Genomic DNA, 25,942 nt, shown 5'->3' on the forward strand with positions numbered 1-25,942 from the left:
CTGTCAGGGGTGTTCGCGGCGTACGACGGTTACCTCATGAACACACTCACCGGATACGCCGCCCTCCTGGTCGCCCTCGTCCTCCTCGCCGGTCCGGCGCTCGCGTGGCTGCTGCGCGAGCGCCGGATCGACCGGGAGCTGAGGCCGCGGCCGCCTCAGAAGTCCTCGTCCAGGTCGACGGTGCCCTCCACCGCCACCTGGTACGCGGACGGGCGCCGCTCGAAGAAGTTGGTCAGCTCCTGAACCCCCTGGAGCTCCATGAAGGAGAAGGGGTTCTCCGAGCCGTACACCGGGGCGAAGCCGAGCCGGCTGAGCCGCTGGTCGGCGACGCACTCCAGGTACTGCCGCATCGACTCGGTGTTCATGCCCGGCAGGCCGTCACCGCACAGGTCGCGCGCGAACTGGAGCTCGGCCTCGACGGCCTCCCGGAGCATGTCGGTGACCTGCTGCCGCAGCTCGTCGTCGAAGAGCTCCGGCTCCTCCTTGCGGACGGTGTCGACCACGTCGAAGGCGAAGCTCATGTGCATCGTCTCGTCGCGGAACACCCAGTTGGTGCCGGTGGCCAGACCGTGCAGCAGACCCCGGCTGCGGAACCAGTAGACGTACGCGAAGGCGCCGTAGAAGAACAGGCCCTCGATGCACGCGGCGAAGCAGATCAGGTTGAGCAGGAAACGGCGGCGGTCGGCCTTGGTCTCCAGCCGGTCCAGCTTCTCGACCTCGTTGATCCACTTGAAGCAGAACTCGGCCTTCTCGCGGATGGAGGGGATGTTCTCCACGGCGTCGAACGCCGCCGCCCGGTCCTCCGGGTCGGGCAGGTAGGTGTCCAGCAGCGTCAGATAGAACTGGACGTGCACGGCCTCCTCGAACAGCTGGCGCGACAGATACAGGCGCGCCTCCGGGGAGTTGATGTGCTTGTAGAGGGTCAGTACCAGGTTGTTCGCCACGATCGAGTCGCCCGTCGCGAAGAACGCGACCAGACGGCCGATCAGGTGCTGCTCGGCCGGGGTCATCTTCGCGAGGTCGGACACGTCCGAGTGGAGGTCGACCTCCTCCACGGTCCAGGTGTTCTTGATGGCGTCCCGGTAGCGCTCGTAGAAGTCCGGGTAGCGCATCGGACGCAGTGTCAGCTCGAAGCCCGGGTCGAGGAGGTTCTGGTTACGGGTGGCACTCATTACTGGCAGGCCTCGCAGGACTCGGGGTTCTCAAGGGAGCAGGCGACGGCGTCGGGGTCGGCCGCCTGCTGGACGGGGACGGTGGCCTGCGCCTGGGCGGCCCGCGCGATCCGGGTCGCCGGGCGCGAGCGCAGGTAGTACGTCGTCTTCAGGCCCGACTTCCAGGCGTACGCGTACATCGAGGAGAGCTTGCCGATGGTCGGCGTCTCCAGGAACAGGTTCAGGGACTGGGCCTGGTCCAGGTACGGGGTGCGGGCCGCGGCCATGTCGATCAGGCCACGCTGCGGGATCTCCCACGCCGTGCGGTACAGCGCCCGTACGTCGGCCGGGATCCACGCGAAGTCCTGCACCGAGCCGCTGGAGTCGCGCAGCGCCTCCCGGGTGCGGGCGTCCCACACGCCGAGCTCCTTGAGGTCCTGCACCAGGTAGGAGTTGACCTGGAGGAACTCGCCGGACAGCGTCTCGCGCTTGAACAGGTTGGAGACCTGCGGCTCGATGCACTCGTACACGCCCGCGATGGACGCGATGGTGGCGGTCGGCGCGATCGCCAGGAGCAGCGAGTTGCGCATCCCGGTGGTGGCGACGCGTTCCCGCAGGGCCGCCCAGCGCTCCGGCCAGGTGAGCTCGACGTCGTAGTGGTCGGGGTGCAGTACGCCCCGGGCGGTACGGGTCTTCTCCCAGGCCGGCAGCGGGCCGTTGCGCTCGGCGAGGTCGGCGGAGGCCTCGTACGCGGCGAGCATGATCCGCTCGGCGAGACGGGTGGACAGCCGCCTGGCCTCCGGGGAGTCGAAGGGCAGGCGCAGCTTGAAGAAGACGTCCTGGAGACCCATCGCGCCGAGGCCGACGGGACGCCACTTCGCGTTGGAGCGGCCCGCCTGCTCGGTGGGGTAGAAGTTGATGTCCACCACGCGGTCGAGGAAGGTCACGGCGGTGCGGACGGTCTCGTCCAGCCGCTCCCAGTCGATGTCACCGTCGACGACGAAGGCGCCGAGGTTGACCGAGCCCAGGTTGCAGACCGCCGTCTCGCCGTCGTTCGTGACCTCCAGGATCTCCGTGCAGAGGTTGGAGGAGTGGACGACGTGCCCCGGCTCGGCCGTCTGGTTGGCGGTGCGGTTGGCGGCGTCCTTGAAGGTCATCCAGCCGTTGCCGGTCTGCGCGAGGGTGCGCATCATGCGGCCGTACAGATCGCGGGCGGGGATCGTCCTCTTCGCCAGGCCCGCCGCCTCCGCCGCGCGGTAGGCCGCGTCGAACTCCTCGCCCCACAGGTCGACCAGCTCGGGCACGTCGGAGGGGGAGAACAGGGACCACTGCGCGTCGGCGTTCACGCGGCGCATGAACTCGTCCGGGATCCAGTGCGCGAGGTTGAGGTTGTGCGTGCGGCGGGCGTCCTCGCCGGTGTTGTCGCGCAGCTCCAGGAACTCCTCGATGTCGGAGTGCCAGGTCTCCAGGTAGACCGCGGCCGCGCCCTTGCGCCGGCCGCCCTGGTTCACCGCGGCGACCGAGGCGTCGAGGGTCTTGAGGAACGGGACGATGCCGTTGGAGTGCCCGTTGGTGCCGCGGATCAGCGAACCGCGCGAACGGATCCGGGAGTACGACAGACCGATGCCGCCGGCGTGCTTGGAGAGCCGGGCGACCTGGTGGTAGCGGTCGTAGAGGGAGTCCAGCTCGTCCAGCGGGGAGTCGAGGAGGTAGCAGGACGACATCTGGGGGTGCCGCGTACCGGAGTTGAAGAGCGTGGGGGAGGAGGGGAGGTAGTCCAGACGGCTCATCAGCCGGTAGAGCGCGGCGACCTCGTCCACCGAGCGGACGGTGTCGTCCTCGGCGAGGCCGGCGGCGACCCGCAGCATGAAGTGCTGGGGCGTCTCGATCACCTGACGGGTGATCGGGTGCCTGAGCAGATAGCGGCTGTGCAGCGTGCGCAGGCCGAAGTAGCCGAACCGGTCGTCGCCCTCGGTGTCGACGAGCGCGTCGAGCCGGGCGGCGTGGATCCGGGTGAACTCCGCCGTGCGGTCGGCGATGAGGCCTTCCCGGTGTCCGACGGCGACGGACTCGGTGAACGTCGTCACGCCCTGCGAGGCGGCTTCCGCGGCGATGCTGATGGTCAACAGCCGGGCGGCCAGCCGCGAGTAGGCGGGATCGTCGGAGATGAGCCCGGCGGCCGCCTCCGTGGCCAGCTCGCGCAGCTCCGTCTCGTCCGCCCGCGCGGACCGGCCGCGCAGCGCGGCGGCGGCGACCCGGCCGGGGTCGGCGTCGGGGAGGTCGGAGGTCAGCTCGGTCAGGGTCCGCAGCAGCGCGGCACCGGGACCGTCGGTCTCCCTCGCCGGGGTGGCTGAAGCCGGATCGGCTGGCGCGATGGTCACTTGGGGCTCTCCCTCGCTCGGCAGGGGGCCTCGCGGAGGGCAGGGGGCGGCACACGAGCGCACGGGGCGTCGCGTCCACCGGTCCATTCCGCGAGACCCGGACGTCAAGGCACCCGGACCGGACGGCCGGGCGCGCGGTCGGCAGGTCCTCGGACTGGACGCGTGGATGCCCGCCGTGGGGCGGACAAGCACAGGTACACCGTTGCGGGACAGTTCCGGATTCGCACCGGATTCCCCTGCGGCGACAGCGAGCATGAGCATACATCTTGTGCCGGGCTGCGGTGCCACCCCCAGATGTTGTGTCACATCGACTTCGGAGCGTGTCAGTCGGACTCTCCGCGGACGGCGGCCGGAGGCCCGGACGCAGGCGCGGGCGGGCTCCTCGCGGGCCGCGGACGGGCCCGTGACGGGGCTTCCCCCGGGCACCGGCCGGGGACGCGAAGGGGCGGCGGGGCCTTGTCGCCCCGCCGCCCCTCGCCCCGCCGGTGAACCCGGCGGAGGGTGGTTCAGCGTCCTGCGCCGGTGCCGGCGCGCAGCTCTCGACGCGCCGGCGTCAGTGCGCCGATCCGGCCGTGGCAGGCGGCAGTTCCGCCTGTACGCCCGGGTCGCCGGCGTCCGCCGTGTAGTCCTGCGGGCTGGTCTCGTCGACGCCCTCGGGAGCCTTGGCGGCCTTCAGGACGAAGGTGAGGACCACCGTGACGGCCACGTTGAGCACGAACGCCGTCAGACCGATGTAGCCGATCTCGCCGATGCCGGGGATCTCCTTCGAGCTGCCGCCGAAGTGCTTCTGGGTCGGTGAGGCCACCCCGTACGCGGCGAGCGTGCCGTACACCATGCCCACGGCCCAGCCCGCCAGCAGCGCCCAGCGGTGGAACCAGCGGGTGAACAGGCCGCCGACCAGGGCCGGGAAGGTCTGCAGGATCCAGATGCCGCCGAGCAGCTGGAAGTTGATCGCGACCGTCTTGTCCATGGTGAGGACGAAGACCAGGGCACCCACCTTCACCAGCAGCGACACCAGCTTGGAGACCTGGGTCTCCTGCTTCGGGGTCGCGTCGGGCCTGATGAAGTCCTTGTAGATGTTGCGGGTGAAGAGGTTCGCGGCCGCGATCGACATGATGGCCGCGGGGACCAGGGCGCCGATGCCGATGGCGGCGAACGCCACGCCCGCGAACCAGTCCGGGAACATGTTCTCGAAGAGCTGGGGGATCGCCAGCTGGCCGTTGGTCACCTTCACCCCGGCCGCGATCGCCATGAAGCCGAGCAGGGCGAGCAGGCCCAGCATCAGCGAGTACAGCGGGAGGATCGTGGTGTTGCGGCGGATCACGTCGCGACTGCGACTGGACAGGGTCGCCGTGATCGAGTGCGGGTACATGAACAGCGCGAGCGCCGAACCGAGCGCCAGGGTGGCGTACGTCCACTGACCCGCCTCGGGGGGTACGAGCCCGCCCGCACCGGCCGCCGTGTACTTGTCTCCGGCCGCCTTGAAGATCTCGTCGAAGCCGCCGAGCTTGATCGGGATGTAGATGACGGCCACCGCGATCACGATGTAGATCAGGGTGTCCTTCACGAACGCGATCAGGGCGGGCGCGCGCAGCCCCGAGGAGTAGGTGTAGGCGGCCAGCACGGCGAACGCGATCAGCAGCGGCAGGTCCTTCACGAACCAGTTGCTGTTCTCGCCGCCGCCGACGCCCATCACGTCCAGCACGGCCTGGATGCCGACCAGCTGGAGCGCGATGTACGGCATGGTGGCCAGGATGCCGGTGACGGCCACGGCCAGGGACAGGCTCTTGGAGCCGAAGCGGCCGCGGACGAAGTCCGACGTGGTGACGTATCCGTGCTTGTGGGACACCGACCACAGCCGGGGCAGGAAGGTGAAGATCAGCGGATAGACCAGGATCGTGTACGGCACCGCGAAGAAGCCCGCGGCACCCGCCGCGTAGACCGCAGCCGGCACGGCGACGAAGGTGTACGCCGTGTACAGGTCGCCGCCGAGCAGGAACCAGGTGATCCAGGTGCCGAAGGAGCGGCCGCCCAGACCCCATTCGTCGAGGGTGTGCTCGTTGTCGGCCCTGCGCCAGCGCGCGGCCAGGAAGCCCAGGGCCGTGACGGCCAGGAAGAAGAAGATGAAGACGCCGAGCGCGACGCCGTTGACCCCGTCCTTCACCGCGACGCACCTTCCTTCCGGGCGGCGCGGGCGCGCTGGTCGCGCTGCCACAGTTGGTACGCGGTCATCGTCAGTGCCGTGGAGAGCAGTACCCACAGCATCTGGTACCAGTAGAAGAACGGGATCCCGATGAACGTCGGATCCGTCTTGGCGTAGGAACCGACCCACAGCATCGCCACGAAGGGCGCGACGAGGCAGAGGCCGATGACGGCGCGCACGGGCGTCATCATCGGCTCTCGGGTCACTTCTGGGGCTTCTGACATGTGGCGTTCCGTCCCCTCGTAGATCGCCTATGACGCGCAGGCAATCTAGATCACGGTGTCACGGGAACGGAACCCCTTGTTCGTACAACACGCTCACCGCGGAGGCGCGGTGGGTGCACGAAAGCCCCGGTGGCGCGATGCCCCGGGGCCTTCCTGGTCCGTCGGCCGGGTCAGTCCTGCGGGCGCTTCAGCCGCGCGACGAACTTGTACCGGTCCCCCCGGTAGACCGAGCGCACCCACTCCACCGGCCGGCCGTTCTTGTCCAGCGAGTGCCGGGACAGCATCAGCATGGGCAGGCCGACGTCGGTGCCGAGCAGGCCCGCCTCGCGCGGGGTGGCCAGCGAGGTCTCGATGGTCTCCTCGGCCTCCGCGAGGTGGACGTCGTAGACCTCGGCCAGGGCGGTGTAGAGGGAGGTGTACTTCACCAGCGACCTGCGCAGCGCGGGGAAGCGCTTGGCGGACAGGTGGGTGGTCTCGATGGCCATCGGCTCGGCGTTGGCCATGCGCAGCCGCTCGATGCGCAGCACGCGGCCGCCCGCGGTGATGTCGAGCAGGCCGGCGAGGCTGTCGTCGGCGGTGATGTACCCGATGTCCAGGAGCTGCGAGGTGGGTTCGAGGCCCTGGGCGCGCATGTCCTCGGTGTACGAGGTGAGTTGGAGCGCCTGCGAGACCTTCGGCTTGGCGACGAAGGTGCCCTTGCCCTGGATGCGTTCGAGGCGGCCCTCGACGACGAGTTCCTGGAGCGCCTGGCGGACGGTGGTGCGCGAGGTGTCGAACTCGGCCGCCAGGGTCCGCTCGGGCGGGACCGGGGTGCCGGGCGACTGGGTCTCCGTCATGTCCAGCAGGTGCTTCTTCAGGCGGTAGTACTTGGGCACGCGCGCGGTACGGACGGTCGCCCCACCCTCGTTCTCCGCACTGCTGACGTCGGTGCTCATGCTCCGCCTTCCCGGCTTCCGCTGCCGAAGCGACCGACATGTCCGTCGGCCACGGCTCACATCGTGGCACGGCTTCGTGTGCGTGGTGTCCCCTGTGGATGACCTCGCACGCTCCGTGATCCCTTCTGTATACCGTCGAGCCCCTGGTTGGTCTAGTCCAACGCCTCGACGAGGTGATCGCGGTCCACTGGAACAGGGGCGTCCGTTCTGGTGCCTTGCGAAATGAAAAGTCCCTGCATATCGCGGTCACGTAACGGACGACTCGACCCCGCTCGAACACCCTTGACAGCCCTATTGGTCTGGGCCAAGCTCCGCTTACTGGTCTACACCATTGGTCCAGTCCCGGCCCCACGGGCGGTACGGCGTTGACGGTCACCGCGGGGAGGCAGGGGGTTTGTGGCATCCCTGAGGAGGGTGGCGTGAAGCGCAAGCTGGTAGCCGCGATCGGTATCGCGGGCATGATCTTCTCCGTCGCGGCGTGCGGTGGCAAGGACGACGACAAGGCCGCAGCTGACGGCAACAAGGGCCAGACCCTCACCGTGTGGGTCATGGACGGCTCCGCGCCGGACCAGTGGCAGAAGGACGTGGCCGCCGCCTTCGAGAAGAAGACGCAGGCGAAGGTCAAGTTCGAGGTCCAGCAGTGGAACGGCATCCAGCAGAAGCTGACCACGGCGCTGTCGGAGGAGAACCCCCCGGACGTCTTCGAGATCGGCAACACCCAGACGCCCGCCTACGCCAAGACCGGCGGCCTGGCCGAGCTCGCCGACCTCAAGAGCTCCATCGGTGCCGACTGGACCGCGGCGCTGAACAACTCCTCGGTCTTCGAGAACAAGCAGTATGCGGCGCCCTGGTACTTCGCCAACCGCGTCGTGATCTACAACAAGAAGGTCTGGGCCGACGCCGGCATCAAGGACCTGCCCAAGACGCGTGACGAGTTCTACGCCGACCTCAAGCAGATCGGCTCCAAGACCAAGGCCGAGCCGATCTACCTGCCGGGCCAGAACTGGTACCACTTCGTCGGCCTGACCATCGGCGAGGGCGCCGAGCTGGTCAAGAAGGACGGCGACAAGTACGTCTCCAACCTGGCCGACCCGAAGGTCGCCGCCGCCATGGAGACCTACAAGAAGTTCCAGGCGCTGTCCAAGGCGCCCAAGGACAAGGACGAGGCCACCCCGCAGCAGGGCGAGGTCTTCGGCAAGGGCAACGTCGGCGCGATCATCGGCATGGGCTGGGAGGCCGGCACCGCGATCAAGGCCAACCCGGCCATCGAGAAGGAGATCGGCTACTTCACCATCCCCGGTGCCACGGCCGGCAAGCCCGAGGGCGTCTTCCTCGGCGGCTCCAACCTCGCCGTCGCGGCCGGCAGCAAGAAGCAGGAGCTCGCCAAGGAGTTCCTGAAGATCGCCCTGTCCGACCAGTACGAGGGCGAGCTGGCCAAGATCAACGGTGTCATCCCGAACAAGGAGTCGCTGCAGAGCAACCTGTCGGGCAACGCCGCCGCCGAGGCCGCCGCGCCGGCCGCCGCGGGCGGTGGCACCACGCCGCTGATCCCGGAGTGGGCCGCGGTCGAGAACGCGCCCAACCCGGTCAAGACCTTCATGACGGCCGTGCTGAACGGCAAGTCCCCGGCCGAGGCCGCCAAGCAGGTCGAGGGCGACTTCAACAAGCGCCTGGCGCAGCAGCAGTAACGCTCCGCAGGAGGCGGGGGCCGTCCTTCCGACGGCCCCCGCCCTGGCGTCGACCCGGTCGAGAGAAGAGATGGCGAGCATGACCGTGCAGACCGAACGGCCGCCCTCCGGTCCGGCGGACGTCCGCAAGTCGGACGACGGAGGACCCGGCAGGCCCCAACCACGAGCGGCCCGGCGCACCGGCGCGCTCGCCCCGTACCTCCTGCTGCTGCCGGCCTGCGCGGCCACCGTGCTGCTGCTCGGCTGGCCGCTGCTGAAGGACCTGCTGCTGTCGTTCCAGAACCTCAACATGGGACAGCTGATCCAGCACGTCACCGAGTGGAACGGCATCGACAACTACAAGCAAGCCCTCACCGGCGAGGACTTCTGGCGCGTCACCCTGCGCACCCTGCTGTTCACGGCCGTCAACATGGTCCTGATCATGCTGCTGGGCACCCTGGTCGGTCTGCTGCTCGCCCGCCTCGGCAAGCGGATGCGGGTGACCCTGATGATCGGCCTGGTGCTGGCCTGGGCGATGCCCGTGGTCGCCGCGACCACCGTCTACCAGTGGCTGTTCGCCCAGCGCTTCGGTGTCGTCAACTGGGTGCTGGACAAGCTCGGCTGGCACTCCATGGCCGACTACAGCTGGACCAGCGGCCAGTTCTCGACCTTCTTCGTGGTCACGCTGCTGATCGTCTGGCAGTCCATACCGTTCGTCGCGATCAACCTGTACGCGGCCACCACCACCATCCCCGGTGAGCTGTACGAGGCGGCGGCCCTCGACGGCGCCGGCGTGTGGAAGAGCTTCACCACGGTCACCCTGCCGTTCCTGCGGCCCTTCCTCTACGCGACCACGTTCCTGGAGATCATCTGGGTCTTCAAGGCGTTCGTGCAGGTCTTCACCATCAACGGCGGCGGCCCCGACCGGCTCACCGAGACCCTTCCCGTCTACGCCTACATCGAGGGCGTCGGCAACCAGCACTACGGCATGGGCGCGGCGATCGCCGTGCTGACCATCCTGATCCTGCTCGGCGTCACCGCCTACTACCTGCGGATCGTGCTCAAGCAAGAGGAGGACGAGCTGTGAAGCGCTCGCTCTTCGGCCGCCTGTGGCCCAACGTCACGGCCGCCGTCCTGTTCGTCGGCTTCGTCTTCCCCGTGTACTGGATGTTCGCCACGGCCTTCAAGCCGACCGGCGACATCATCGCGGAGGACCCGGTCTGGTTCCCGACCGACGTCACGTTCGAGCACTTCCAGAAGGCGACCGGCGTCGACCACTTCTGGACGTATGTCGGCAACTCCCTGGTCGTCACGGTCCTCGCGGTGGTGTTCTCGCTGGTCATCGCCCTCGTCGGTGCCTTCGCGCTGGCACGGATGCGGTTCCGCGGGCGGCGCGGCTTCATCGTCGGCTTCATGCTGGCGCAGATGGCCCCCTGGGAGGTCATGGTCATCGCGATGTACATGATCGTGCGCGACGCGTCGATGCTGAACAGCCTCGTCCCGCTGACGGTCTTCTACATGATGATGATCCTGCCGTTCACCGTCCTGACGCTGCGCGGCTTCGTCGCCGCGGTGCCCAGGGAGCTGGAGGAGGCGGCCATGGTCGACGGCTGCACCCGCGGCCAGGCCTTCCGCCGGGTCATCCTGCCGCTGCTCGCCCCGGGCCTGATGTCCACCTCGCTGTTCGGCTTCATCACCGCCTGGAACGAGTTCCCGCTCGTACTGGTCCTCAACAAGGAGGCCGAGTCCCAGACGCTCCCGCTGTGGCTGTCCAGCTTCCAGACCGCCTTCGGCGACGACTGGGGCGCCACCATGGCCGCGTCCTCGCTCTTCGCCGTCCCGATCCTGATCCTCTTCGTCTTCCTCCAGCGCAGGGCCGTCAGCGGCCTGACCGCCGGAGCCGTGAAGGGATAACCCCATCCGATGACGACATTCGCCAGCGGCACCGACACGCTGACCCGCGACGCGCTGACGGTCCTCCAGCCAGGCTTCACCGGCACCACGGCCCCCGACTGGCTGCTGCGCCGCCTCGGTGAGGGCCTCGCCTCCGTCGGCCTCTTCGGCCGCAACATCGCCTCGCCCGAGCAGCTCGCCGTCCTGACCGCGCAGCTGCGCGCCGAGCGCGACGACGTGCTCGTCGCGATCGACGAGGAGGGCGGCGACGTCACGCGCCTGGAGGTGCGCACCGGTTCCAGCTTCCCCGGCAACCACGCCCTCGGCGCGGTGGACGACGTCGAGCTGACCCGGGAGGTGGCCTTCGAGCTGGGCCGTCGGCTCGCGGACTGCGGCGTCAACCTGAACTGGGCACCCTCCGCGGACGTCAATTCCAACCCCGCGAACCCGGTGATCGGGGTCCGTTCGTTCGGCGCCGACACCGCGCTGACCGCCCGGCACACGGCCGCCTACGTCACCGGGCTCCAGTCGGCGGGCGTCGCCGCCTGCACCAAGCACTTCCCGGGCCACGGCGACACGGCCGTCGACTCCCACCACGCGCTGCCCCGCATCGACGTGGACGCCGAGGTGCTTGCCGAGCGCGAACTGGTCCCGTTCCGCGCGGCGATCGCCGCCGGCACCCGGGCGGTCATGAGCGCCCACATCCTGGTCCCCGCCCTGGACCCGGAGCACCCGGCGACGCTGTCCCGCCGCATCCTCACCGGCCTGCTGCGCGGTGAACTCGGCTACGACGGGCTGATCGTCACCGACGGCATGGAGATGCAGGCGATCGCCGCCACGTACGGCATCGAGCGCGGCAGCGTCCTCGCCGTCGCGGCCGGCGCCGACGCGATCTGCGTGGGCGGCGGCCTGGCCGACGACGAGACGGTACGACGTCTGCGCGACGCCCTCGTCGACGCCGTACGCTCGGGCGAGCTGCCCGAGGAGCGGCTGGCGGACGCGGCGCGCCGGGTGCGCGAGCTGGCCCGCTGGACCGCCACGACCGACGTGCGCACCCACGAGGTCCGCTCCGACGTGGGGCTCGTGGCCGCCCGGCGCGCCCTCACGGTGACCGGCGCCGCCTCCTACGAGCCGCCCGTCGAGGCCCCGTACGTGGCCGCCTTCACCCCGGTCGCGAACATCGCCGTCGGCGACGAGACCCCCTGGGGGGTGGCCGCCGAACTCGCCGGTCTGCTGCCGGGGACGCGGACGGGCAGCTTCACCGGCCCGGACGCGGGTCCCGCGGCGCTGGCTGCGGCGGGGGAGCGGCGGATCGTCGCCGTCGTCCGCGACGAGCACCGGCACCCGTGGATGGCGACGGCGCTCGACAGGCTGCTGGCGGCCCGCCCCGACACGATCGTGGTCGAGATGGGCGTACCCCAGTCCGCGCCCCGCGGCGCCCTGCACATCGCCACCCACGGCGCCGCCCGGGTGTGCGGACGGGCGGCGGCGGAGGTCGTCGCCGGCCGGTAGGCGGTCTTCGACACGACGAAGGCGCCGGGCCCCTTTCGAGGGGCCCGGCGCCTTCGTCGTGTCCGCGGGATCCGGTCAGATCCCCTGCCAGTGCGGCTTGTCGGCGTAGGTGTGCCGGAAGTAGGGCGCGAGCTTGAGCTTCGAGGCCGCGGCCTCGTCGACGACGACCGTGGCGTGCGGGTGGAGCTGGAGCGCCGAGGCCGGGCACACCGCCGCCACCGGTCCCTCCACGGTCGCGGCGACCGCGTCCGCCTTGCCCTCGCCGGTGGCGAGCAGCACCAGGTGCCGTGCCTCCAGGATGGTGCCGATGCCCTGGGTGATGACGTGGTGGGGCACCTGGTCGATGTCGCCGTCGAAGAAGCGCGCGTTGTCCACGCGGGTCTGCTGGGTCAGCGTCTTGATGCGGGTGCGCGAGGCGAGCGAGGAGCAGGGCTCGTTGAACCCGATGTGCCCGTCGGTCCCGATCCCGAGCAGCTGGAGGTCCACACCGCCGGCCTCGGCCAGCGACCGGTCGTACGCCTCGCAGGCCGCCGCCACGTCCTCGGCCGTGCCGTCGGGCCCCAGGAACGCGGGCATCCCGATGCCGAGCGGCTCCAGCACCTCGCGGCGCAGCACCGAGCGGTAGGACTCCGGGTGGTCGGCGGGCAGTCCCACGTACTCGTCGAGCTGGGCGATGCGCGCCCGTGCGACGTCCACGGCGCCGGAGCGCACCTTCGCCGTCAACGCCTGGTAGACGGGCAGCGGGGTGGAGCCGGTGGCCACGCCGAGCAGCGCGTCGGGCTTGCGCCGCAGCAGCCGCGCCATGGCCTCGGCGATGAGCTCGCCGCCCGACTCGGCGTCCGGAACGATGACAACTTCCACGCTGGGCCTGCCGTTCTGGAGAGAGCTGAAGAAGAGGCTGGAAGGACTATGTGGTTTAGACCAATCTAGCAGAGCGGGGTCCTGTCTCCCAGGCGACGAGGAGCGCGGCCATCGTCTCCTCGGCGGCGGGCGGACGCCGTTCGACGAGGCCGTGGCGCGGTTGTGGCGCGCGGTACGGATCCTTCGGCGAGCGCGCCCCGACCGAGGGGTCCACCGCCCGTCCGGGGCGGCTCCCGGCGGGTGCGGGACGGGGCGAGCCGGGAGGAACCGGAGGCGGTCGCGGAAATTGCCGTGAACATCTGGTCCCGCCGGTGACCCCGGCGGGCTAGGCTGCGTGCCGTCGGCTGTGAATCGCCGTCAACAAGCGGCCTCCGACGCATGGACAGGCCAAGTGGTCTAGTCCAGAATGCTAGGGACGGACGACAACACAACGAGCCTCCGTTCTCCCCGCACAGGAGAGCGGACCGAGGATCCGGTGCTCTCTGCCCTGACTGCCCCGGCTCCTCATCCTTCGGCCGAACGGGACCGCACACCCCGCGGCCGAATATTGCTCCGGGCTGCGGTGCCGACGGAGGGCTGAGGGTCCCTCCCAGGCGCCGCGGCCCGCGGGTGTTTTATGACCGGTACAAACCGGCGGGTACGCTCGCACACGTGCCCTCCATGAACGAACTCGTACGCCAGCACACGGCCCTCGACGACTCCGACCTCGAGTGGCTCCACCTGCTGGTCTCGGAGTGGCAGCTGCTCTCCGACCTCTCCTTCGCAGACCTGGTCCTGTGGGTGCCCACCCGCGACGGCGTCCGGTACGTCTCCGTCGCCCAGATGCGGCCCAACACCGGCCCCACCTCCTACCAGGACGACATGGTCGGCCACCTCGTCCCGCGCGGGCGCCGCCCCATGCTGGACGCGGCCCTGGACGAGGGCCGGATCGTGCGCGAGGGCGACCCGGAGTGGCGCGAGGAGGTCCCGGTCCGGGTCGAGTCGATCCCCGTGCGGCGCGAGGGGCGCGTCCTCGGCGTGATCGCCCGCAACACCAACCTGCTCACCGTGCGCACTCCGAGCCGCCTGGAGCTCACCTACCTCCAGAGCGCCTCCGACCTGGCGCAGATGATCGCCGCGGGATCCTTCCCGTTCCCCGGCCAGCAGGTCGACATGGACGCCTCGCCGCGCGTCGGCGACGGTCTGATCCGCCTCGACGCGGACGGCATCGTGCAGTACTCGTCCCCCAACGGGCTCTCCGCCTACCACCGGCTGGGCCTCGCCTCGGACCTCGTCGGCCAGCACCTCGGCCAGCTCACCGCCGAACTCGCCCCGACCCGGGGCCCGGTGGACGAGGCGCTGGCCAAGGTCGCCAGCGGCTGGGCGCCGCGCGAGTTCGAGATCGAGGCCAACGACGGGGTGATCCAGTTCCGTGCGATCCCGCTCAAGCCCAAGGGAACCCGCATCGGTTCGCTGGTGCTGTTGCGGGACGTCACCGAACTGCGCCGCCGCGAGCGGGAATTGATCACCAAGGACGCGACCATCCGGGAGATCCACCACCGGGTGAAGAACAACCTCCAGACGGTGGCCGCGCTGTTGCGGCTCCAGGCCCGGCGCATCGACTCCGAGCGCGGTCGCGAGGCGCTGGAGGAGGCCGTGCGCCGGGTGGGATCGATCGCGATCGTGCACGAGACGCTCTCCCAGAACCTCGACGAACGGGTGGAGTTCGACGAGATCGCCGACCGTGTCCTCGCGATGGTCGCGGAGATCTCCCCGGGCAAGGTCACCGGCCGGCGCACCGGCCGGTTCGGCATCCTGGACGCGGAGGTCGCCACCCCGCTGTCGATGGTGCTGACGGAAATCCTCCAGAACGCCCTCGAACACGGCTTCCGCGAGGGCGACACGGGCACGGTCGAGGTCTCCGCGGTCCGCGGCGGGACGACGAAGGAGGGCCGACTGCTCGTCACCGTCCAGGACGACGGCGTCGGTCTGCCCGAGGGCTTCGACCCGCACCGCTCGGGCAACCTCGGCCTCCAGATCGTACGGACGCTGGTGGAGGGGGAGTTGGGCGGCACCTTCGACATGGTCCGGGCGCCGGAGCGCGGAACCCAGGTGATCCTGGACATTCCGGTCCGCGCGCAGAAGTAGGCGCGGCCGCCCGGCCGCTGTCGGGGACTTCGCCCGGACGACCCCGAACGGCATCGAGCCCCGGACAGCATTGAGCCCCGGACAGCATTGAGCCCCGGACCACTGGGTGATCCGGGGCTGAAGCTCGTTGCTGCTTTTTACTGCTAAGCGCATCGGGGGTACTGCGCGCTGCGGCTCGGGGGCGGGAGTTGCGTACTCGCTGTACGCGCCGCCAAGCTCAGGCTGTTAGCGGGGTGGGTGTGGTCAGGCGGAGGCCTGACGAGCCCGGTTGCGGGCGGCGCGGCGCTTCATCGCGCGGCGCTCGTCCTCGCTGAGGCCACCCCAGACGCCGGAGTCCTGGCCGGACTCGAGCGCCCACTGCAGGCACTGCTCCATGACGGGGCAGCGACGGCAGACGGCCTTGGCTTCCTCGATCTGCAGCAGCGCAGGACCGGTGTTGCCGATGGGGAAGAAGAGCTCGGGGTCTTCCTCGCGGCAAACGGCGTTGTGACGCCAGTCCATGGCTGCTACCTCTCCTTGGTATTACGTGCAAGTTGCTTGTGAATGTGAACGCTTTCACGAATCCCTCAACAAGTGAAGGGCCACCCGCCAGCTTCCTGGCGTGGTCCTTGTGTAGAGGGGTTCCGGTGATCTGTGGAGGCCGGTGTTGCGGGCCGTCCCGATCGCCAGGAAGAGACTCGCAAACCTCGACGGCGGATACAACCCCTTCTGGAAAGTTTTTTTTGATTCCTCGGTGTCGACTAGGTCACAGCCGTACTTCCATGGGGTGGATCCTGGCCTAAACGTTCGAGTGAAAGGACTTTGGCCCGTTCCGCTCACACAATCACACGCAGTGCACGGCGAACGCCTGTGAACGTCACGCTCGTACGCAGTCCGAGGTGGTCGCCGTCCATCTGGAGGGGCAGTGGCACCTTCGAATGCAAGGTGAACTGGTCAAGGTCGTGCAGTGAGGTCGCATGCCTGCCATGGGGTCCCCGCTCCGGGGACGAAGTGAGCAACTGCGTGCCATACCGGGCAACCGCCGCCGTGGACAGTCGGCTGAGACCGAGTACGTCGAGACCTTTATCGAACGAGGCCTTAGGCGACGTGTACATCGGGCGATTGCCGAGATACGTCCAGGGGGACGTGTTCGAGACTATGGCGACCACCAGATCGGCGACCGTGTCCTCACCGGGCCGCTCCACCACGATCGTGCCGTGCCGCCGGTGCTGCTCACCGAGGAACTGCCGGACGACCTGACGCACGTACAGCGCGTGCGTCGACTTCCTGCCCCGCTCACGCTGCTGCTCGACCCGGCCGACCACGCCCGCGTCGAAACCCAGGCCCGCGTTGAAGGTGAACCAGCGGGACGGGACGGACTCGTCGTCCGTGCCGGGCGTACCGGAGGTGAGGCCGAGGCCGACCGTGCGCTCGCGGCCCTCGCGCAGGGCGTCCAGCAGGGCGCCGGTCGCCTCGACGGCGTCGTTCGGCAGCCCCAGGGCGCGGGCGAAGACATTGGTGGAGCCGCCGGGGACCACGGCGAGGCCGGGCAGCCGGTCCGGGTCGGGGCCGGAGTGCAGCAGGCCGTTGACGACCTCGTTGACCGTGCCGTCGCCGCCGAGCGCCACGACCAGCTCGACGTCGTCGCTCTCGGCCGCCTCGCGGCCCAGGTCGCGCGCGTGTCCCCGGTACTCGGTGGTGGCCACCTCGAGCTTCATCTCGCTCGCGAGCGCGTGGATCAGCACATCGCGCGTACGTGCGCTTGTGGTGGTTGCCGCCGGATTGACCACGAGAAGTGCACGCATGGGGTGCAGCGTACCTACTGGGTGGTACCCGGCCCAGACCGAGTTAGGGATCGGGTAAGAGATCGGGACGTGGGGCTCGGCCCGGACGGCCGGGCTGACCGGGGCTACCCTTCTCGGGTGAGCAGCCAGAGCCCCTCCAGTTTTGAGACCGAGATCACGCCGGAGAACGCCGGCCCCCGCCCGCGGCGGCTGACGTACGCCGCCGCGCTCGCCGCCCTCGAAGGGCTCGCCCTGCTCGTCGGAGGCGTGTGGATCCTGGTGCTCGGACTCACCGGCGACCCGGCCGGCCGGACGTCGGGGGTGACCGGCGGGGTGACGCTGATCGCGCTCTCCCTGCTGCCGCTGCTCGCCGCCCGCGGCCTGCTCGGCCGGCGCAGCTGGAGCCGGGGCCCCGCCCTCGTCACGCAGATCATGGCGCTGCCGGTGGCCTACACGCTGCTCCAGGCCGACAGCGCGGCGATCCCGGCCGGTATCGCGCTGGCGATCGCGGCCGTCGCCTCGCTCGTACTGCTCGTCAACGCGGAGACGACCCGGGCCCTCGGGATCCGGGGGCCCGGAAACGCGCGGCAGCAGGACGAGCCGAAGTAACCGCTACTCCTCCACCAGCAGCTTCTCCCGCAGCTGCGCCAGGGTGCGCGCCAGCAGACGGGAGACGTGCATCTGCGAGATGCCGACCTCCTGCGCGATCTGCGACTGGGTCATGTTGCCGAAGAACCGCAGCAGCAGGATCCGCTTCTCGCGCGGCGGGAGGTCCTCCAGCAGCGGCTTGAGGGACTCCCGGTACTCCACGCCCTCCAGCGCCTCGTCCTCCGCGCCGAGGGTGTCGGCGACCGCCGGGGACTCGTCGTCGGTGTCGGGGACGTCCAGGGACAGCGTCGAGTACGCGTTCGCGGACTCCAGGCCCTCCAGGACCTCTTCCTCCGAGATGGCCAGCTTCTCGGCGAGCTCGTGCACCGTGGGCGAGCGGCCGTGCTGCTGCGAGAGCTCCGCGGTCGCCGTGGTGAGGGCGAGGCGCAGCTCCTGGAGCCGGCGGGGCACCCGCACCGCCCAGCCCTTGTCGCGGAAGTGCCGCTTGATCTCACCGACGACCGTCGGCGTCGCGTACGTCGAGAACTCGACGCCGCGCTCCGGGTCGAAACGGTCGACCGACTTGATCAGGCCGATGGTGGCGACCTGGGTGAGGTCGTCGAGCGGCTCGCCGCGGTTGCGGAAGCGCCGCGCCAGATGCTCGACGAGCGGCAGATGCATGCGGACCAGCCGGTTGCGCAGCTCCGCGTACTCGGCGCTGCCCTCCTTGAGCTGGCGCAGTTCGACGAACAGGGCCCGTGCTCCGGTGCGGTCCTGTGGGTCGTGCTGCGTGGCCTGCGGCGCGCTCTGCACGTCCGGCTTCTCGTCTCGCTCGTGCTCGCTCATCGTCCCGCCCGTTGCCCTTCCCCGAGCTCTCGCCTCGGCCCGGCCGGGGAAGGCCCCGGACCGCCGCTCCCGAGGCGCGCTCTGCACGGCACCTTCCCGATCCCGCTGCCCGTCGTCGTCCGGGAGACCGGCCTCCGAGGCGTGCTCCTCCGGATGCGGCCGGGCCGGCTCGGGGATTCCGTCGATGCCGTCCGCCATGCGCCGGGAGTCGTCCAGGTCGGTGTTCTCGGCCGGCAGCCCCCGTGCGCCGCGCTCTTCGTCCCGCACCGGCCCGTCCCCGTTCCTCACGCCGGCCCGGGTCCCGCGCCGCGCTGTTTGTAGAGGCTGATCGACACGGTCTTGTCGTCGTCCACGGCGGAGGAGACCTTGCCCGCGAGCGCGGACAGCACGGTCCAGGCGAAGGTGTCCCGTGACGGAGCGTGACCATCGGTGGTCGGCGCGGAGACGGTCACTTCGAGCGAATCGTCGACGAGTCGGAAGACGCAGCTGAGCACGGAGCCCGGCACGGCCTGCTGGAGCAGGATCGCGCAGGCCTCGTCCACGGCGATGCGCAGGTCCTCGATCTCGTCCAGGGTGAAGTCCAAACGGGCCGCGAGGCCGGCCGTGGCCGTCCGCAGCACCGACAGGTAGGCACCCGCAGCCGGCAGCCGGACTTCCACGAAGTCCTGGGTCGCGGGCTCGCCTGCGATCTGGGACACCCTCACCTCCAAGGTGGTACAAGCTATTCGGGGCCGAGGGTCGCCCCCCGGGGTGACACGAAGTGTGGTTCAGCGGTGACGCTATCGCGCTCCCGACTTTGCTGTCCCCCGGACCCCAACCCCTTGCTGTCACTCATAGTAAACCTACGGACACGCTCCGTGGCTAGGGGTCTGCGGGCCCAAATGGGAAGAGCGGGCGCCGGGTTGACGTACCCAGACGTCAGACGGTCGAACCGTACCCGTCGGACGGTCTCGCGGGCGCCCGTCCAGGGTCACACGAGGACGTGATCCACGAAGCACCAACGCCAGTCCTCACCCGGCTCGAAGGTCCGCATCACGGGGTGGCCGGAGTCCGTGTGATGTCCTGTGGCGTGCCGCCCCGGCGACGAGTCGCAGCAGCCGACATGGCCGCACGTCAGGCACAGGCGCAGCTGCACCGGGTGCGTGCCGGCCGTCAGGCACTCCGGACACGTGGCGGTGAGCGCCTCGGGTTCCGGGTGCGGGAGTGCGTCCGAGTGCGTGCACTGTTTCATGATTGCCAGATTACGACGGCCGCACGGTCGGCGGCGCGGAAAACGAGGGCGGGCGAGGACCATGGACGTGATGCCACTGCTGTTGCTGGTGGCGGGAAGTGCCGCGATCGCCGCGGCGGCCCGGCGCACCCCGGTGCCAGCGCCGCTGCTGCTGGTCGCGGTCGGCCTGATGGTGTCGTATCTGCCGGGGGTGCCGGACTACACCCTCGACCCGGACGTCGTCCTGCCGCTGCTGCTGCCCCCGCTGCTGTACACGTCGGCCGTCGACAGCTCCTACCTCGACCTGCGCGCCCAGCTGCGTCCCGTGGCGCTGCTGTCGGTCGGGTACGTGCTCTTCGCGACCTTCGTGGTCGGCTGGGCGGTGTACCGGATCGTGCCGGAGATGCCGCTGACCGCGGCGCTGGTGCTGGGCGCGGTGGTGGCGCCGCCGGACGCGGTCGCGGCCACGGCGGTGGCCCGCCGGGTCGGGCTGCCCTCCCGGATCACCACGGTCCTCCAGGGCGAGTCGCTCCTGAACGACGCCACCGCCATCACCGCCTACAAGGTGGCCCTCGCGGCCGCCGTGGGCGAGGGCGCCACCTGGGCCGGCGGGGTCGGCGAGTTCCTGGTCGCGGCGGTCGGCGGCGTCGGGGTCGGCCTGGTCCTGATGGCGCCGCTGCACTGGCTGCGCACGCACCTGACGGAACCGCTCCTGCAGAACACGCTGTCCCTGCTGATCCCGTTCGTCGCCTACGCGGTCGCCGAGCAGTTCCACGCCTCCGGGGTCCTCGCCGTGGTCGTCGTCGCCCTCTACCTGGGACACCGCGCGTGGGAGGTCGACTTCGCCACCCGGCTCCAGGAGGAGGCGGTGTGGAAGATGGTCGCCTTCGTCCTGGAGTCGGCGGTCTTCGCGCTGATCGGCCTCCAGCTCCCCGTCGTCCTGCGCGGACTCGGCGCGGACGAGGGCGTCGACGCCGCCTGGTACGCGGTGGTCCTCTTCCTGGTGGTCGTCGCGGCCCGGTTCGTGTGGGTGTACCCGGCGACCTTCCTGCCGCGACTGCTGTCGGCGCGGATCCGGGAACGCGAGGAGAACCCCACCTGGAAGGGGGCGATGATCACCTCCTGGGCCGGGATGCGCGGCGTGGTCTCGCTGGCCATCGCCTTCTCGATCCCGATGACCGTGCACCACGGCGGCGCGCCCTTCCCGCAGCGCAACCTGATCCTCTTCCTGACCTTCACCACCGTCATCGGCACGCTGGTGGTGCAGGGGCTGACCCTGCCCCCGCTGATCCGGCTGCTGAAGCTCCCCGAGCCCGACCCGCAGGCCGCGACCCTCGCCGAGGCCAACGCGCAGGCGCAGGCCTCCCGGGCCGCCGAGCGGCATCTGGAGGAGCTCCTCGCCGACGAGCGCAACGCCCTCCCGCCCCCGCTCGCCGACCGTCTGCGCATGGTCCTGGAGCGCCGCCGCAACGCCGTCTGGGAGCGGCTCGGCCAGGCCAACCCGGTCACCGGCGAGACCGTCGACGACACCTACCGCCGGCTGTCGAGGGAGATGATCGGCACCGAGCGCGAGGTCTTCGTGAAGCTGCGCGACGGCCGCTACATCGACGACGAGATGCTGCGCACCCTGCTGCGCCGGCTGGACCTGGAGGAGGCGGCGGCCTACCGGGAGGCGGCGTGAGCACCCGCGCGCGGCGGGCGGGAGCGGCTGTGCGCGGCCACCCCCGCGGCCGGGGTGGGCGCGGACGGGCGGGGGCCCGTGCGGGGGCTCCGGCCGGCCGTGACGGGCGTCGTGACGGACATCGTGACGGGCGGGCGCCCGCCCGTCACGGGCGGCCGGTGATCACCGCCGCGAGGGTGCTTCCCGGCGCCAGCCGGCCCTCGTCGGCGAGGGCGACAAGTCCGTACAGCAACTTGGCGACATAGAGACGCTCGACGGGCAGGCCGTGGCGCTGTTCGAAGTCCGCGGCGAAGGCGTCGAGTTCGGGGGTGGTACGGGCGTAGCCGCCGAAGTGGAAGCGGTCGTCGAGGGACCAGGCGCCGCGACGGCGGCCGAACGCCCGCTCCTGGAGCGCCTGGGTCTCGGCGGCCAGGAAGCCGCCCTTGAGGACCGGTACGCCCAAGGCGCGCTGGCCGGGAGCGAGCCCGGCGGCCAGGCCGGCCAGGGTGCCGCCGGTGCCGCAGGCGACCGCGACCACGTCGGCGAGGCCGCTCAGCTCACCGCCGAGGGGGACACAGCCCCGGACCGCCTCGGCGTTGCTGCCGCCCTCGGGGACGACATGGGCGTCCTCGGCGTCGGCCGCCCGCAGGATCGCGGCCAGGGTCCGCGGCTCGGCCTTCGCGCGGTACGCCGACCTGTCGACGAAGTGCAGCCGCATCCCGTCGGCCGCACAGCGGGCCAGACAGGGGTTGAGGGGCCGGTCGGCCAGCTCCTGCCCCCGGACCACGCCGGTCGTGCGCAGCCCCAGGAGCCGGCCGGCCGCGGCGGTGGCGCGCAGATGGTTGGAGTACGCGCCCCCGAACGTGACGATCGGCCGCCCCGCCGCCGCTTCGAGGTTCGGCGCCAGCTTGCGCCACTTGTTGCCGATCAGCTCCGGGTGGATCAGGTCGTCCCGCTTGAGCAGCAGCCGGACGCCGTGCCGGGCGAAGCGGACGTCCTCGACCTCCTGGAGCGGCGAGGGCAGCCGGGGCCGCAGGGCGGCGAAGAGGTCGGAGCCGGTCACCCCGCCATTGTCGGACACCTGTCCTGATCGGGTCACCCACCCCCCCGGGCACGGCGGCGGGGACGGCCGCTCGGGATCCCTCTTCCTGCCCCGCCGCCCGGTGATCCATTCCCGCTCTTTCGGGTAATAGCACCGCCACGCTCCGTGATGGAAGGCTGGTCGCGAGATCGGTGCCCGGTGCGAACGGCACCGGTGCATGACCGGGAGGGCAATTCAGAATGTCGGTAGGCGAAGAGGTCCGCACGGATCAGGGCAAGCCGCAGCAGAGCCTCGGCACGGCCGCAGCGCGGAACCTGGCCACCACCACCAAGTCCGCTCCCCAGATGCAGGAGATCAGCTCGCGCTGGCTGCTGCGCATGCTGCCCTGGGTGGACGTGCAGGGCGGCACGTACCGGGTGAACCGGCGCCTGACCTACGCGGTCGGCGACGGCCGCATCACGTTCGTGAAGACGGGGGACCGGGTGGAGGTCATCCCCGCCGAGCTGGGCGAACTGCCCGCCCTGCGGGACTACGAGGACGAGGAGGTGCTCGCCGAGCTGGCCCAGCGCTGCCGGCAGCGGGAGTACGCCCCGGGCGAGCTGATCGCCTCGTTCGGCAGCCGCACGGACGAGGTGTACCTGCTGGCGCACGGCAGGGTGGAGAAGGTCGGCACCGGCCCCTACGGCGACGACGCCGTGCTGGGCGTCCTCGCCGACGGCGCGTACTTCGGCGAGGCGGCGCTGATCGACCCGGACGCCATCTGGGAGTACACCGCCCGCGCGGACACCGCGTGCACGGTCCTGATCCTGTCCCGCCAGGACCTCGACCAGGTCGCGGAGCGCGCGGACACGCTGGGTGAGCACATCGGGCGGCTGCGCGCCATCCCGGAGCAACGCACCAACAAGTACGGAGAGAAGGCCGTCGACCTCGCGGCCGGCCACTCCGGCGAGGCCGAGATCCCCCACACCTTCGTCGACTACGACGCCAGGCCGCGCGAGTACGAACTGAGCATCGCCCAGACCGTCCTGCGCATCCACACGCGTGTGGCGGACCTCTACAACCAGCCGATGAACCAGACCGAGCAGCAGTTGAGGCTCACCGTCGAGGCGCTGAAGGAACGCCAGGAGCACGAGCTGGTCAACAACCGCCAGTTCGGGCTGCTCCACAACTGCGAGTACGACCAGCGGCTCCAGCCGCACGACGGCGTCCCCAGCCCCGACGACATGGACGAACTGCTCAGCAGGCGACGCGGTACGAAGCTGTTCCTCGCCCATCCGCGCGCGATCTCCGCGTTCGGCCGTGAACTCAACAAGCGCGGACTCGTCCCCGAGACGATCGACGTCGGCGGGAACCGCATCCCCACCTGGCGTGGCGTCCCGATCTACCCGTGCAACAAGATTCCGGTCACCGAGGCCCGGACCAGCTCCATCATCGCGATGCGCCTGGGGCAGGAGGACCAGGGCGTCGTCGGTCTGCGGCAGTCCGGCATCCCGGACGAGATCGAGCCGAGCCTGTCGGTGCGGTTCATGGGCATCAACGAACAGTCGATCATCAACTACCTGGTGACGGCCTACTACTCGGCCGCGGTCCTGGTGCCGGACGCGCTCGGCGTCCTGGAGAACGTCGAGATCGGCCGCTGGCGGTGAACTCGACTGCCGGGGCCTCGGGTTCCGGCCCGTCCGGCCGGGTGCGCTCCAGGGGGGCGCGCCCGGCCGGGGCGGAAGCGTCCGACGCGTCACCGTGCGCCGCTGCTTCGAGGGGGGATTCCATGACCGAGTTCACGACCCGGGGGAGAACCGAGACGCTCGTAAAGCGGACGACCGTCGCGACCCCGGGGAACGGGCGGCCCGGTCCCGCCGACGGGCACGAGGCGGCGGCGATCCTGGAGCGGGCGCGGGCCTCGGTCGACCCCGGGCTGCGGGCGGCTCTCGACTCGCTGCCCGGTTCCATGCGCCGGGTCGCGCTCTACCACTTCGGCTGGGAGCACGCCGACGGCACACCGGCGGCGGCCCACGCGGGCAAGGCGATACGCCCCGCGCTCGTGCTCACCGCGGCCGCCGCGCTCGGCGGGCCGGGCGCGCGGGAGAGCGCCGTGCGGGCGGCCGCCGCGGTGGAGCTGATCCACAACTTCACGCTGCTGCACGACGACGTGATGGACCGCGACACCACGCGTCGGCACCGGCCCACCGCCTGGACCGTGTTCGGCGACCCCGACGCCATCCTCGCCGGAGACGCCGTCCAGGCGCTGGCGCTCGGGCTGCTCGCCGAGGACCCGCACCCGGCGTCCGGGGCGGCTGCCGCCCGGCTCGCCGCGTGTGTGGTCGAACTGTGCGCCGGACAGCAGGCGGACACGGCGCTGGAGCGCCGCGACCCGGCCGACGTCACCCTCGACGAGGTGCTCGCCATGGCCGAAGCCAAGACGGGAGCGCTCCTGGGGTGCGCCTGCGCCCTGGGCGCGCTGTACGCGGGGGCCGCCGAGGACGAGGTCGACGCGCTCGACACGTTCGGCCGCCAGGCCGGGCTGGCCTTCCAGCTCATCGACGACGTGATCGGCATCTGGGGCGACCCGAACCGCACGGGCAAGCCGGCCGGCGCGGACCTGGCCGCCCGCAAGAAGTCGCTGCCCGTGGTCGCCGCGCTGACCTCCGGCACACCGGCCGCCGCCGAACTGGCCGAGCTGTACGCGGTGCCGTGCGGGACGGCGGACGGTGCGGGGACGGCGCGTATCGCGCTCGCCGTGGAGCGGGCCGGCGGCCGGGACTGGGCGCAGAGCCAGGCGGCCGACCGGATGTCCCGGGCGATGGGCGAACTGGCCCGGGTGATTCCGGAGCCGGAGTCCGCGGGCGGCCTGCTCGCCCTGGCCGAGTACGTGACCCGGCGCAGCGACTGAGCGTCGGCCGGGTGGCTCCGGAGTCGGCGGGGCCACCCGGCTCCCGACCCCGTCGTCCCACGACGGCGAGGGGGGTCCGGTCCCGCGGGTCCCGCACCTCCCCACGGGGTGCGGGGCCCGCGGTCCGCCGACGGGGCGGTCGCGGCCGGGAGCGCCGAGCGCGCGTCCGCCCTACGCTGATGGCATGGACAGAGACGAACATGTCTGTCCCGTCTGTGGACAGCCCGTCCGGGCGGCCGCCCGGCGGTACAAGACGCTGGGCGTCTGGGTGCCGGTGTGGGGTCCCGGCCCGTGCCGGAACCGCGCCTGCGAGGCGTACGCCGGTGGCGGCGCCGTGCCGACGGAGGACCCCGGCTCCGCGAGCGGTCCCGCACCCGGCCCCCCACCCGCACCCGGCTCCGCACCCGCACCCGCACCCGGCTCCGCACCCGACCGTGCTGCCGGTGCCTCGGCCGGTGTCGCCACCGATCCGGTGACCGGCCCCGCGGCGGACCCCGTGACCGGGCCGGCGACCGGCCGTACGAGCCGCCACGCTGAAGACCCCTGAACCGGTCGACCGGAACGTGCCGGACCCGTCGGGAGGAAATCCGGCCGGGCAGCGCACCGCTCGTGGTCCGACCGTGGTCCGCCCGAAGGGCTAGCGTGCTCCCATGGCCGAACACCCGTACCTCCTGCACATCACCGAACGCGCCCTGTGGGACGCGGCCCGCGAAGCGGGCGCGTACGCGATGTCGACCCGTGGTCGCACCCTCGCCGAGGAGGGCTTCATCCACTGCTCGACCCGGGCCCAACTCCCGCGGGTGGCCGCGTTCCTGTACGGCGCGCCGGACGCCCCCGACGACCTGGTGGTCCTGGTCGTGGACCCCGCCCGGCTCGGCGTACCGGTGAAGTACGAGGCTCCGGAGCCCGGCGGCGAGGAGTTCCCGCACGTGTACGGGCCCATCCCGGTGGACGCCGTGGTCGACGTGGAGACCTGGAAGTGACCGGTC

General features: G+C 70.9%; 23 protein-coding genes and 1 riboswitch. Of the genes, 11 read left to right on the plus strand and 12 right to left on the minus strand.

All coding sequences use genetic code 11. The features are described 5' to 3' along the window. Positions 1–155 precede the first annotated feature (155 nt). From ACZ60B_RS05405 to ACZ60B_RS05425, 5 genes are all read right to left on the minus strand, one after another. A complete protein-coding gene (locus ACZ60B_RS05405) occupies positions 156–1,172 on the minus strand; it encodes a ribonucleotide-diphosphate reductase subunit beta (protein WP_469384347.1) in 1,017 nt (338 codons plus the stop codon). After that, positions 1,172–3,532 carry a ribonucleoside-diphosphate reductase subunit alpha gene (locus tag ACZ60B_RS05410; protein WP_469384349.1) on the minus strand — a complete coding sequence of 787 codons (2,361 nt, stop codon included), beginning with the start codon at positions 3,530–3,532 and terminating at the stop codon, positions 1,172–1,174. Before ACZ60B_RS05410 ends, ACZ60B_RS05405 begins: the two co-directional genes overlap by 1 nt. Positions 3,533–3,655: 123 nt before the next feature. After that, a riboswitch (cobalamin riboswitch) is annotated at positions 3,656–3,799 on the minus strand. Positions 3,800–4,085: 286 nt separating this feature from the next. Continuing rightward, a complete protein-coding gene (mctP, locus tag ACZ60B_RS05415) occupies positions 4,086–5,696 on the minus strand; it encodes a monocarboxylate uptake permease MctP (protein ID WP_469384350.1) in 1,611 nt (536 codons plus the stop codon). After that, positions 5,693–5,959: a DUF3311 domain-containing protein gene (locus ACZ60B_RS05420; protein ID WP_469384352.1), complete on the minus strand. Its 267-nt coding sequence runs from the start codon at positions 5,957–5,959 to the stop codon at positions 5,693–5,695. The genes mctP and ACZ60B_RS05420 overlap by 4 nt, the downstream gene beginning before the upstream one ends. Before the next feature lie 170 nt (positions 5,960–6,129). Then, complete coding sequence (locus ACZ60B_RS05425) at positions 6,130–6,894, minus strand: GntR family transcriptional regulator (RefSeq protein WP_469384354.1); 765 nt, start codon at positions 6,892–6,894, stop codon at positions 6,130–6,132. Positions 6,895–7,313: 419 nt separating this feature from the next. Here ACZ60B_RS05425 and ACZ60B_RS05430 point away from each other — a divergent pair, with 419 nt between their 5' ends. The 4 genes from ACZ60B_RS05430 (at position 7,314) to ACZ60B_RS05445 (ending at position 11,966) form a co-directional block, all read left to right on the plus strand. Further along, on the plus strand, positions 7,314–8,582 hold the full coding sequence (locus tag ACZ60B_RS05430) for an extracellular solute-binding protein (RefSeq protein ID WP_469384356.1): 1,269 nt from the start codon (positions 7,314–7,316) through the stop codon (positions 8,580–8,582). Between the two features lie 79 nt (positions 8,583–8,661). Beyond that, positions 8,662–9,648: a carbohydrate ABC transporter permease gene (locus tag ACZ60B_RS05435; protein ID WP_469384358.1), complete on the plus strand. Its 987-nt coding sequence runs from the start codon at positions 8,662–8,664 to the stop codon at positions 9,646–9,648. Beyond that, positions 9,645–10,475 carry a carbohydrate ABC transporter permease gene (locus ACZ60B_RS05440; RefSeq protein ID WP_469384360.1) on the plus strand — a complete coding sequence of 277 codons (831 nt, stop codon included), beginning with the start codon at positions 9,645–9,647 and terminating at the stop codon, positions 10,473–10,475. Before ACZ60B_RS05435 ends, ACZ60B_RS05440 begins: the two co-directional genes overlap by 4 nt. A gap of 9 nt (positions 10,476–10,484) precedes the next feature. Beyond that, entirely contained in the window at positions 10,485–11,966 is a 1,482-nt protein-coding gene (locus tag ACZ60B_RS05445; protein WP_469384362.1) for a glycoside hydrolase family 3 protein, read from the plus strand. A gap of 75 nt (positions 11,967–12,041) precedes the next feature. Here ACZ60B_RS05445 and nagB read toward each other — a convergent pair whose 3' ends face one another. Beyond that, positions 12,042–12,827, minus strand: coding sequence for a glucosamine-6-phosphate deaminase (gene nagB, locus ACZ60B_RS05450; RefSeq protein WP_469384364.1), 786 nt, complete (start codon positions 12,825–12,827; stop codon positions 12,042–12,044). A 660-nt stretch (positions 12,828–13,487) separates the two neighbouring features. Here nagB and ACZ60B_RS05455 point away from each other — a divergent pair. Then, on the plus strand, positions 13,488–14,954 hold the full coding sequence (locus tag ACZ60B_RS05455; RefSeq protein WP_469384633.1) for a sensor histidine kinase: 1,467 nt from the start codon (positions 13,488–13,490) through the stop codon (positions 14,952–14,954). 243 nt (positions 14,955–15,197) lie between these two features. Here the strand turns inward: ACZ60B_RS05455 and ACZ60B_RS05460 are convergent, their stop codons facing one another. Both ACZ60B_RS05460 and ACZ60B_RS05465 read right to left on the minus strand, forming a co-directional pair. Then, positions 15,198–15,455: a WhiB family transcriptional regulator gene (locus ACZ60B_RS05460; RefSeq protein ID WP_016639615.1), complete on the minus strand. Its 258-nt coding sequence runs from the start codon at positions 15,453–15,455 to the stop codon at positions 15,198–15,200. 314 nt (positions 15,456–15,769) lie between these two features. Next, on the minus strand, positions 15,770–16,738 hold the full coding sequence (locus ACZ60B_RS05465) for a diacylglycerol/lipid kinase family protein (protein ID WP_469384366.1): 969 nt from the start codon (positions 16,736–16,738) through the stop codon (positions 15,770–15,772). Positions 16,739–16,855: 117 nt separating this feature from the next. On the opposite strand from ACZ60B_RS05465, the gene ACZ60B_RS05470 reads away from it, so the two are divergent. Continuing rightward, on the plus strand, positions 16,856–17,326 hold the full coding sequence (locus ACZ60B_RS05470) for a hypothetical protein (protein ID WP_469384368.1): 471 nt from the start codon (positions 16,856–16,858) through the stop codon (positions 17,324–17,326). A gap of 3 nt (positions 17,327–17,329) precedes the next feature. Here ACZ60B_RS05470 and ACZ60B_RS05475 read toward each other — a convergent pair whose 3' ends face one another. The 3 genes from ACZ60B_RS05475 to ACZ60B_RS05485 all read right to left on the minus strand — a co-directional run bounded on the left by ACZ60B_RS05475 (position 17,330) and on the right by ACZ60B_RS05485 (position 19,382). After that, positions 17,330–18,439, minus strand: coding sequence for an RNA polymerase sigma factor SigF (locus ACZ60B_RS05475; protein ID WP_469384369.1), 1,110 nt, complete (start codon positions 18,437–18,439; stop codon positions 17,330–17,332). Then, positions 18,436–18,849, minus strand: coding sequence for an ATP-binding protein (locus ACZ60B_RS05480; protein ID WP_015657891.1), 414 nt, complete (start codon positions 18,847–18,849; stop codon positions 18,436–18,438). The genes ACZ60B_RS05475 and ACZ60B_RS05480 overlap by 4 nt, the downstream gene beginning before the upstream one ends. A 272-nt stretch (positions 18,850–19,121) precedes the next feature. After that, the gene (locus tag ACZ60B_RS05485; protein WP_469384371.1) at positions 19,122–19,382 is read right to left on the minus strand and encodes a UBP-type zinc finger domain-containing protein; all 261 of its coding nucleotides are present in this window, start codon (positions 19,380–19,382) and stop codon (positions 19,122–19,124) included. A gap of 61 nt (positions 19,383–19,443) precedes the next feature. Between ACZ60B_RS05485 and ACZ60B_RS05490 the strand changes: the two genes are divergently transcribed. Further along, positions 19,444–21,042: a Na+/H+ antiporter gene (locus tag ACZ60B_RS05490; RefSeq protein ID WP_469384373.1), complete on the plus strand. Its 1,599-nt coding sequence runs from the start codon at positions 19,444–19,446 to the stop codon at positions 21,040–21,042. 145 nt (positions 21,043–21,187) lie between these two features. On the opposite strand, the gene ACZ60B_RS05495 is transcribed toward ACZ60B_RS05490, so the two are convergent. Then, positions 21,188–22,084, minus strand: a complete 897-nt coding sequence (locus tag ACZ60B_RS05495) for a 1-aminocyclopropane-1-carboxylate deaminase/D-cysteine desulfhydrase (protein WP_469384375.1) — start codon at positions 22,082–22,084, stop codon at positions 21,188–21,190. Between the two features lie 218 nt (positions 22,085–22,302). On the opposite strand from ACZ60B_RS05495, the gene ACZ60B_RS05500 reads away from it, so the two are divergent. The 4 genes from ACZ60B_RS05500 to ACZ60B_RS05515 all read left to right on the plus strand — a co-directional run bounded on the left by ACZ60B_RS05500 (position 22,303) and on the right by ACZ60B_RS05515 (position 25,936). Beyond that, the gene (locus ACZ60B_RS05500; RefSeq protein ID WP_469384377.1) at positions 22,303–23,709 is read left to right on the plus strand and encodes a family 2B encapsulin nanocompartment shell protein; all 1,407 of its coding nucleotides are present in this window, start codon (positions 22,303–22,305) and stop codon (positions 23,707–23,709) included. A gap of 122 nt (positions 23,710–23,831) precedes the next feature. Beyond that, the gene (locus tag ACZ60B_RS05505; RefSeq protein ID WP_469384379.1) at positions 23,832–24,953 is read left to right on the plus strand and encodes a family 2 encapsulin nanocompartment cargo protein polyprenyl transferase; all 1,122 of its coding nucleotides are present in this window, start codon (positions 23,832–23,834) and stop codon (positions 24,951–24,953) included. Between the two features lie 184 nt (positions 24,954–25,137). Further along, a complete protein-coding gene (locus ACZ60B_RS05510; RefSeq protein WP_469384381.1) occupies positions 25,138–25,500 on the plus strand; it encodes a hypothetical protein in 363 nt (120 codons plus the stop codon). Positions 25,501–25,603: 103 nt separating this feature from the next. Beyond that, positions 25,604–25,936 carry a DUF952 domain-containing protein gene (locus ACZ60B_RS05515; RefSeq protein WP_152892762.1) on the plus strand — a complete coding sequence of 111 codons (333 nt, stop codon included), beginning with the start codon at positions 25,604–25,606 and terminating at the stop codon, positions 25,934–25,936. Positions 25,937–25,942 lie beyond the last annotated feature (6 nt).

The sequence above is a fragment of the Streptomyces sp. NPDC104096 genome, from assembly GCF_055584385.1.

Excerpts from the sequence above, each read along its gene's own strand:
- ACZ60B_RS05435 (WP_469384358.1), top strand. The coding sequence starts at position 8,662 with ATGACCGTGCAGACCGAACGGCCGCCCTCCGGTCCGGCGGACGTCCGC.
- ACZ60B_RS05500 (WP_469384377.1), top strand. The coding sequence starts at position 22,303 with ATGTCGGTAGGCGAAGAGGTCCGCACGGATCAGGGCAAGCCGCAGCAG.
- ACZ60B_RS05425 (WP_469384354.1), bottom strand. The coding sequence starts at position 6,894 with ATGAGCACCGACGTCAGCAGTGCGGAGAACGAGGGTGGGGCGACCGTC.
- ACZ60B_RS05490 (WP_469384373.1), top strand. The coding sequence starts at position 19,444 with ATGGACGTGATGCCACTGCTGTTGCTGGTGGCGGGAAGTGCCGCGATC.
- ACZ60B_RS05510 (WP_469384381.1), top strand. The coding sequence starts at position 25,138 with ATGGACAGAGACGAACATGTCTGTCCCGTCTGTGGACAGCCCGTCCGG.
- ACZ60B_RS05455 (WP_469384633.1), top strand. The coding sequence starts at position 13,488 with ATGAACGAACTCGTACGCCAGCACACGGCCCTCGACGACTCCGACCTC.
- ACZ60B_RS05465 (WP_469384366.1), bottom strand. The coding sequence starts at position 16,738 with ATGCGTGCACTTCTCGTGGTCAATCCGGCGGCAACCACCACAAGCGCA.
- ACZ60B_RS05420 (WP_469384352.1), bottom strand. The coding sequence starts at position 5,959 with ATGTCAGAAGCCCCAGAAGTGACCCGAGAGCCGATGATGACGCCCGTG.
- ACZ60B_RS05485 (WP_469384371.1), bottom strand. The coding sequence starts at position 19,382 with ATGAAACAGTGCACGCACTCGGACGCACTCCCGCACCCGGAACCCGAG.
- ACZ60B_RS05515 (WP_152892762.1), top strand. The coding sequence starts at position 25,604 with ATGGCCGAACACCCGTACCTCCTGCACATCACCGAACGCGCCCTGTGG.
- ACZ60B_RS05460 (WP_016639615.1), bottom strand. The coding sequence starts at position 15,455 with ATGGACTGGCGTCACAACGCCGTTTGCCGCGAGGAAGACCCCGAGCTC.
- ACZ60B_RS05505 (WP_469384379.1), top strand. The coding sequence starts at position 23,832 with ATGACCGAGTTCACGACCCGGGGGAGAACCGAGACGCTCGTAAAGCGG.
- ACZ60B_RS05445 (WP_469384362.1), top strand. The coding sequence starts at position 10,485 with ATGACGACATTCGCCAGCGGCACCGACACGCTGACCCGCGACGCGCTG.
- ACZ60B_RS05405 (WP_469384347.1), bottom strand. The coding sequence starts at position 1,172 with ATGAGTGCCACCCGTAACCAGAACCTCCTCGACCCGGGCTTCGAGCTG.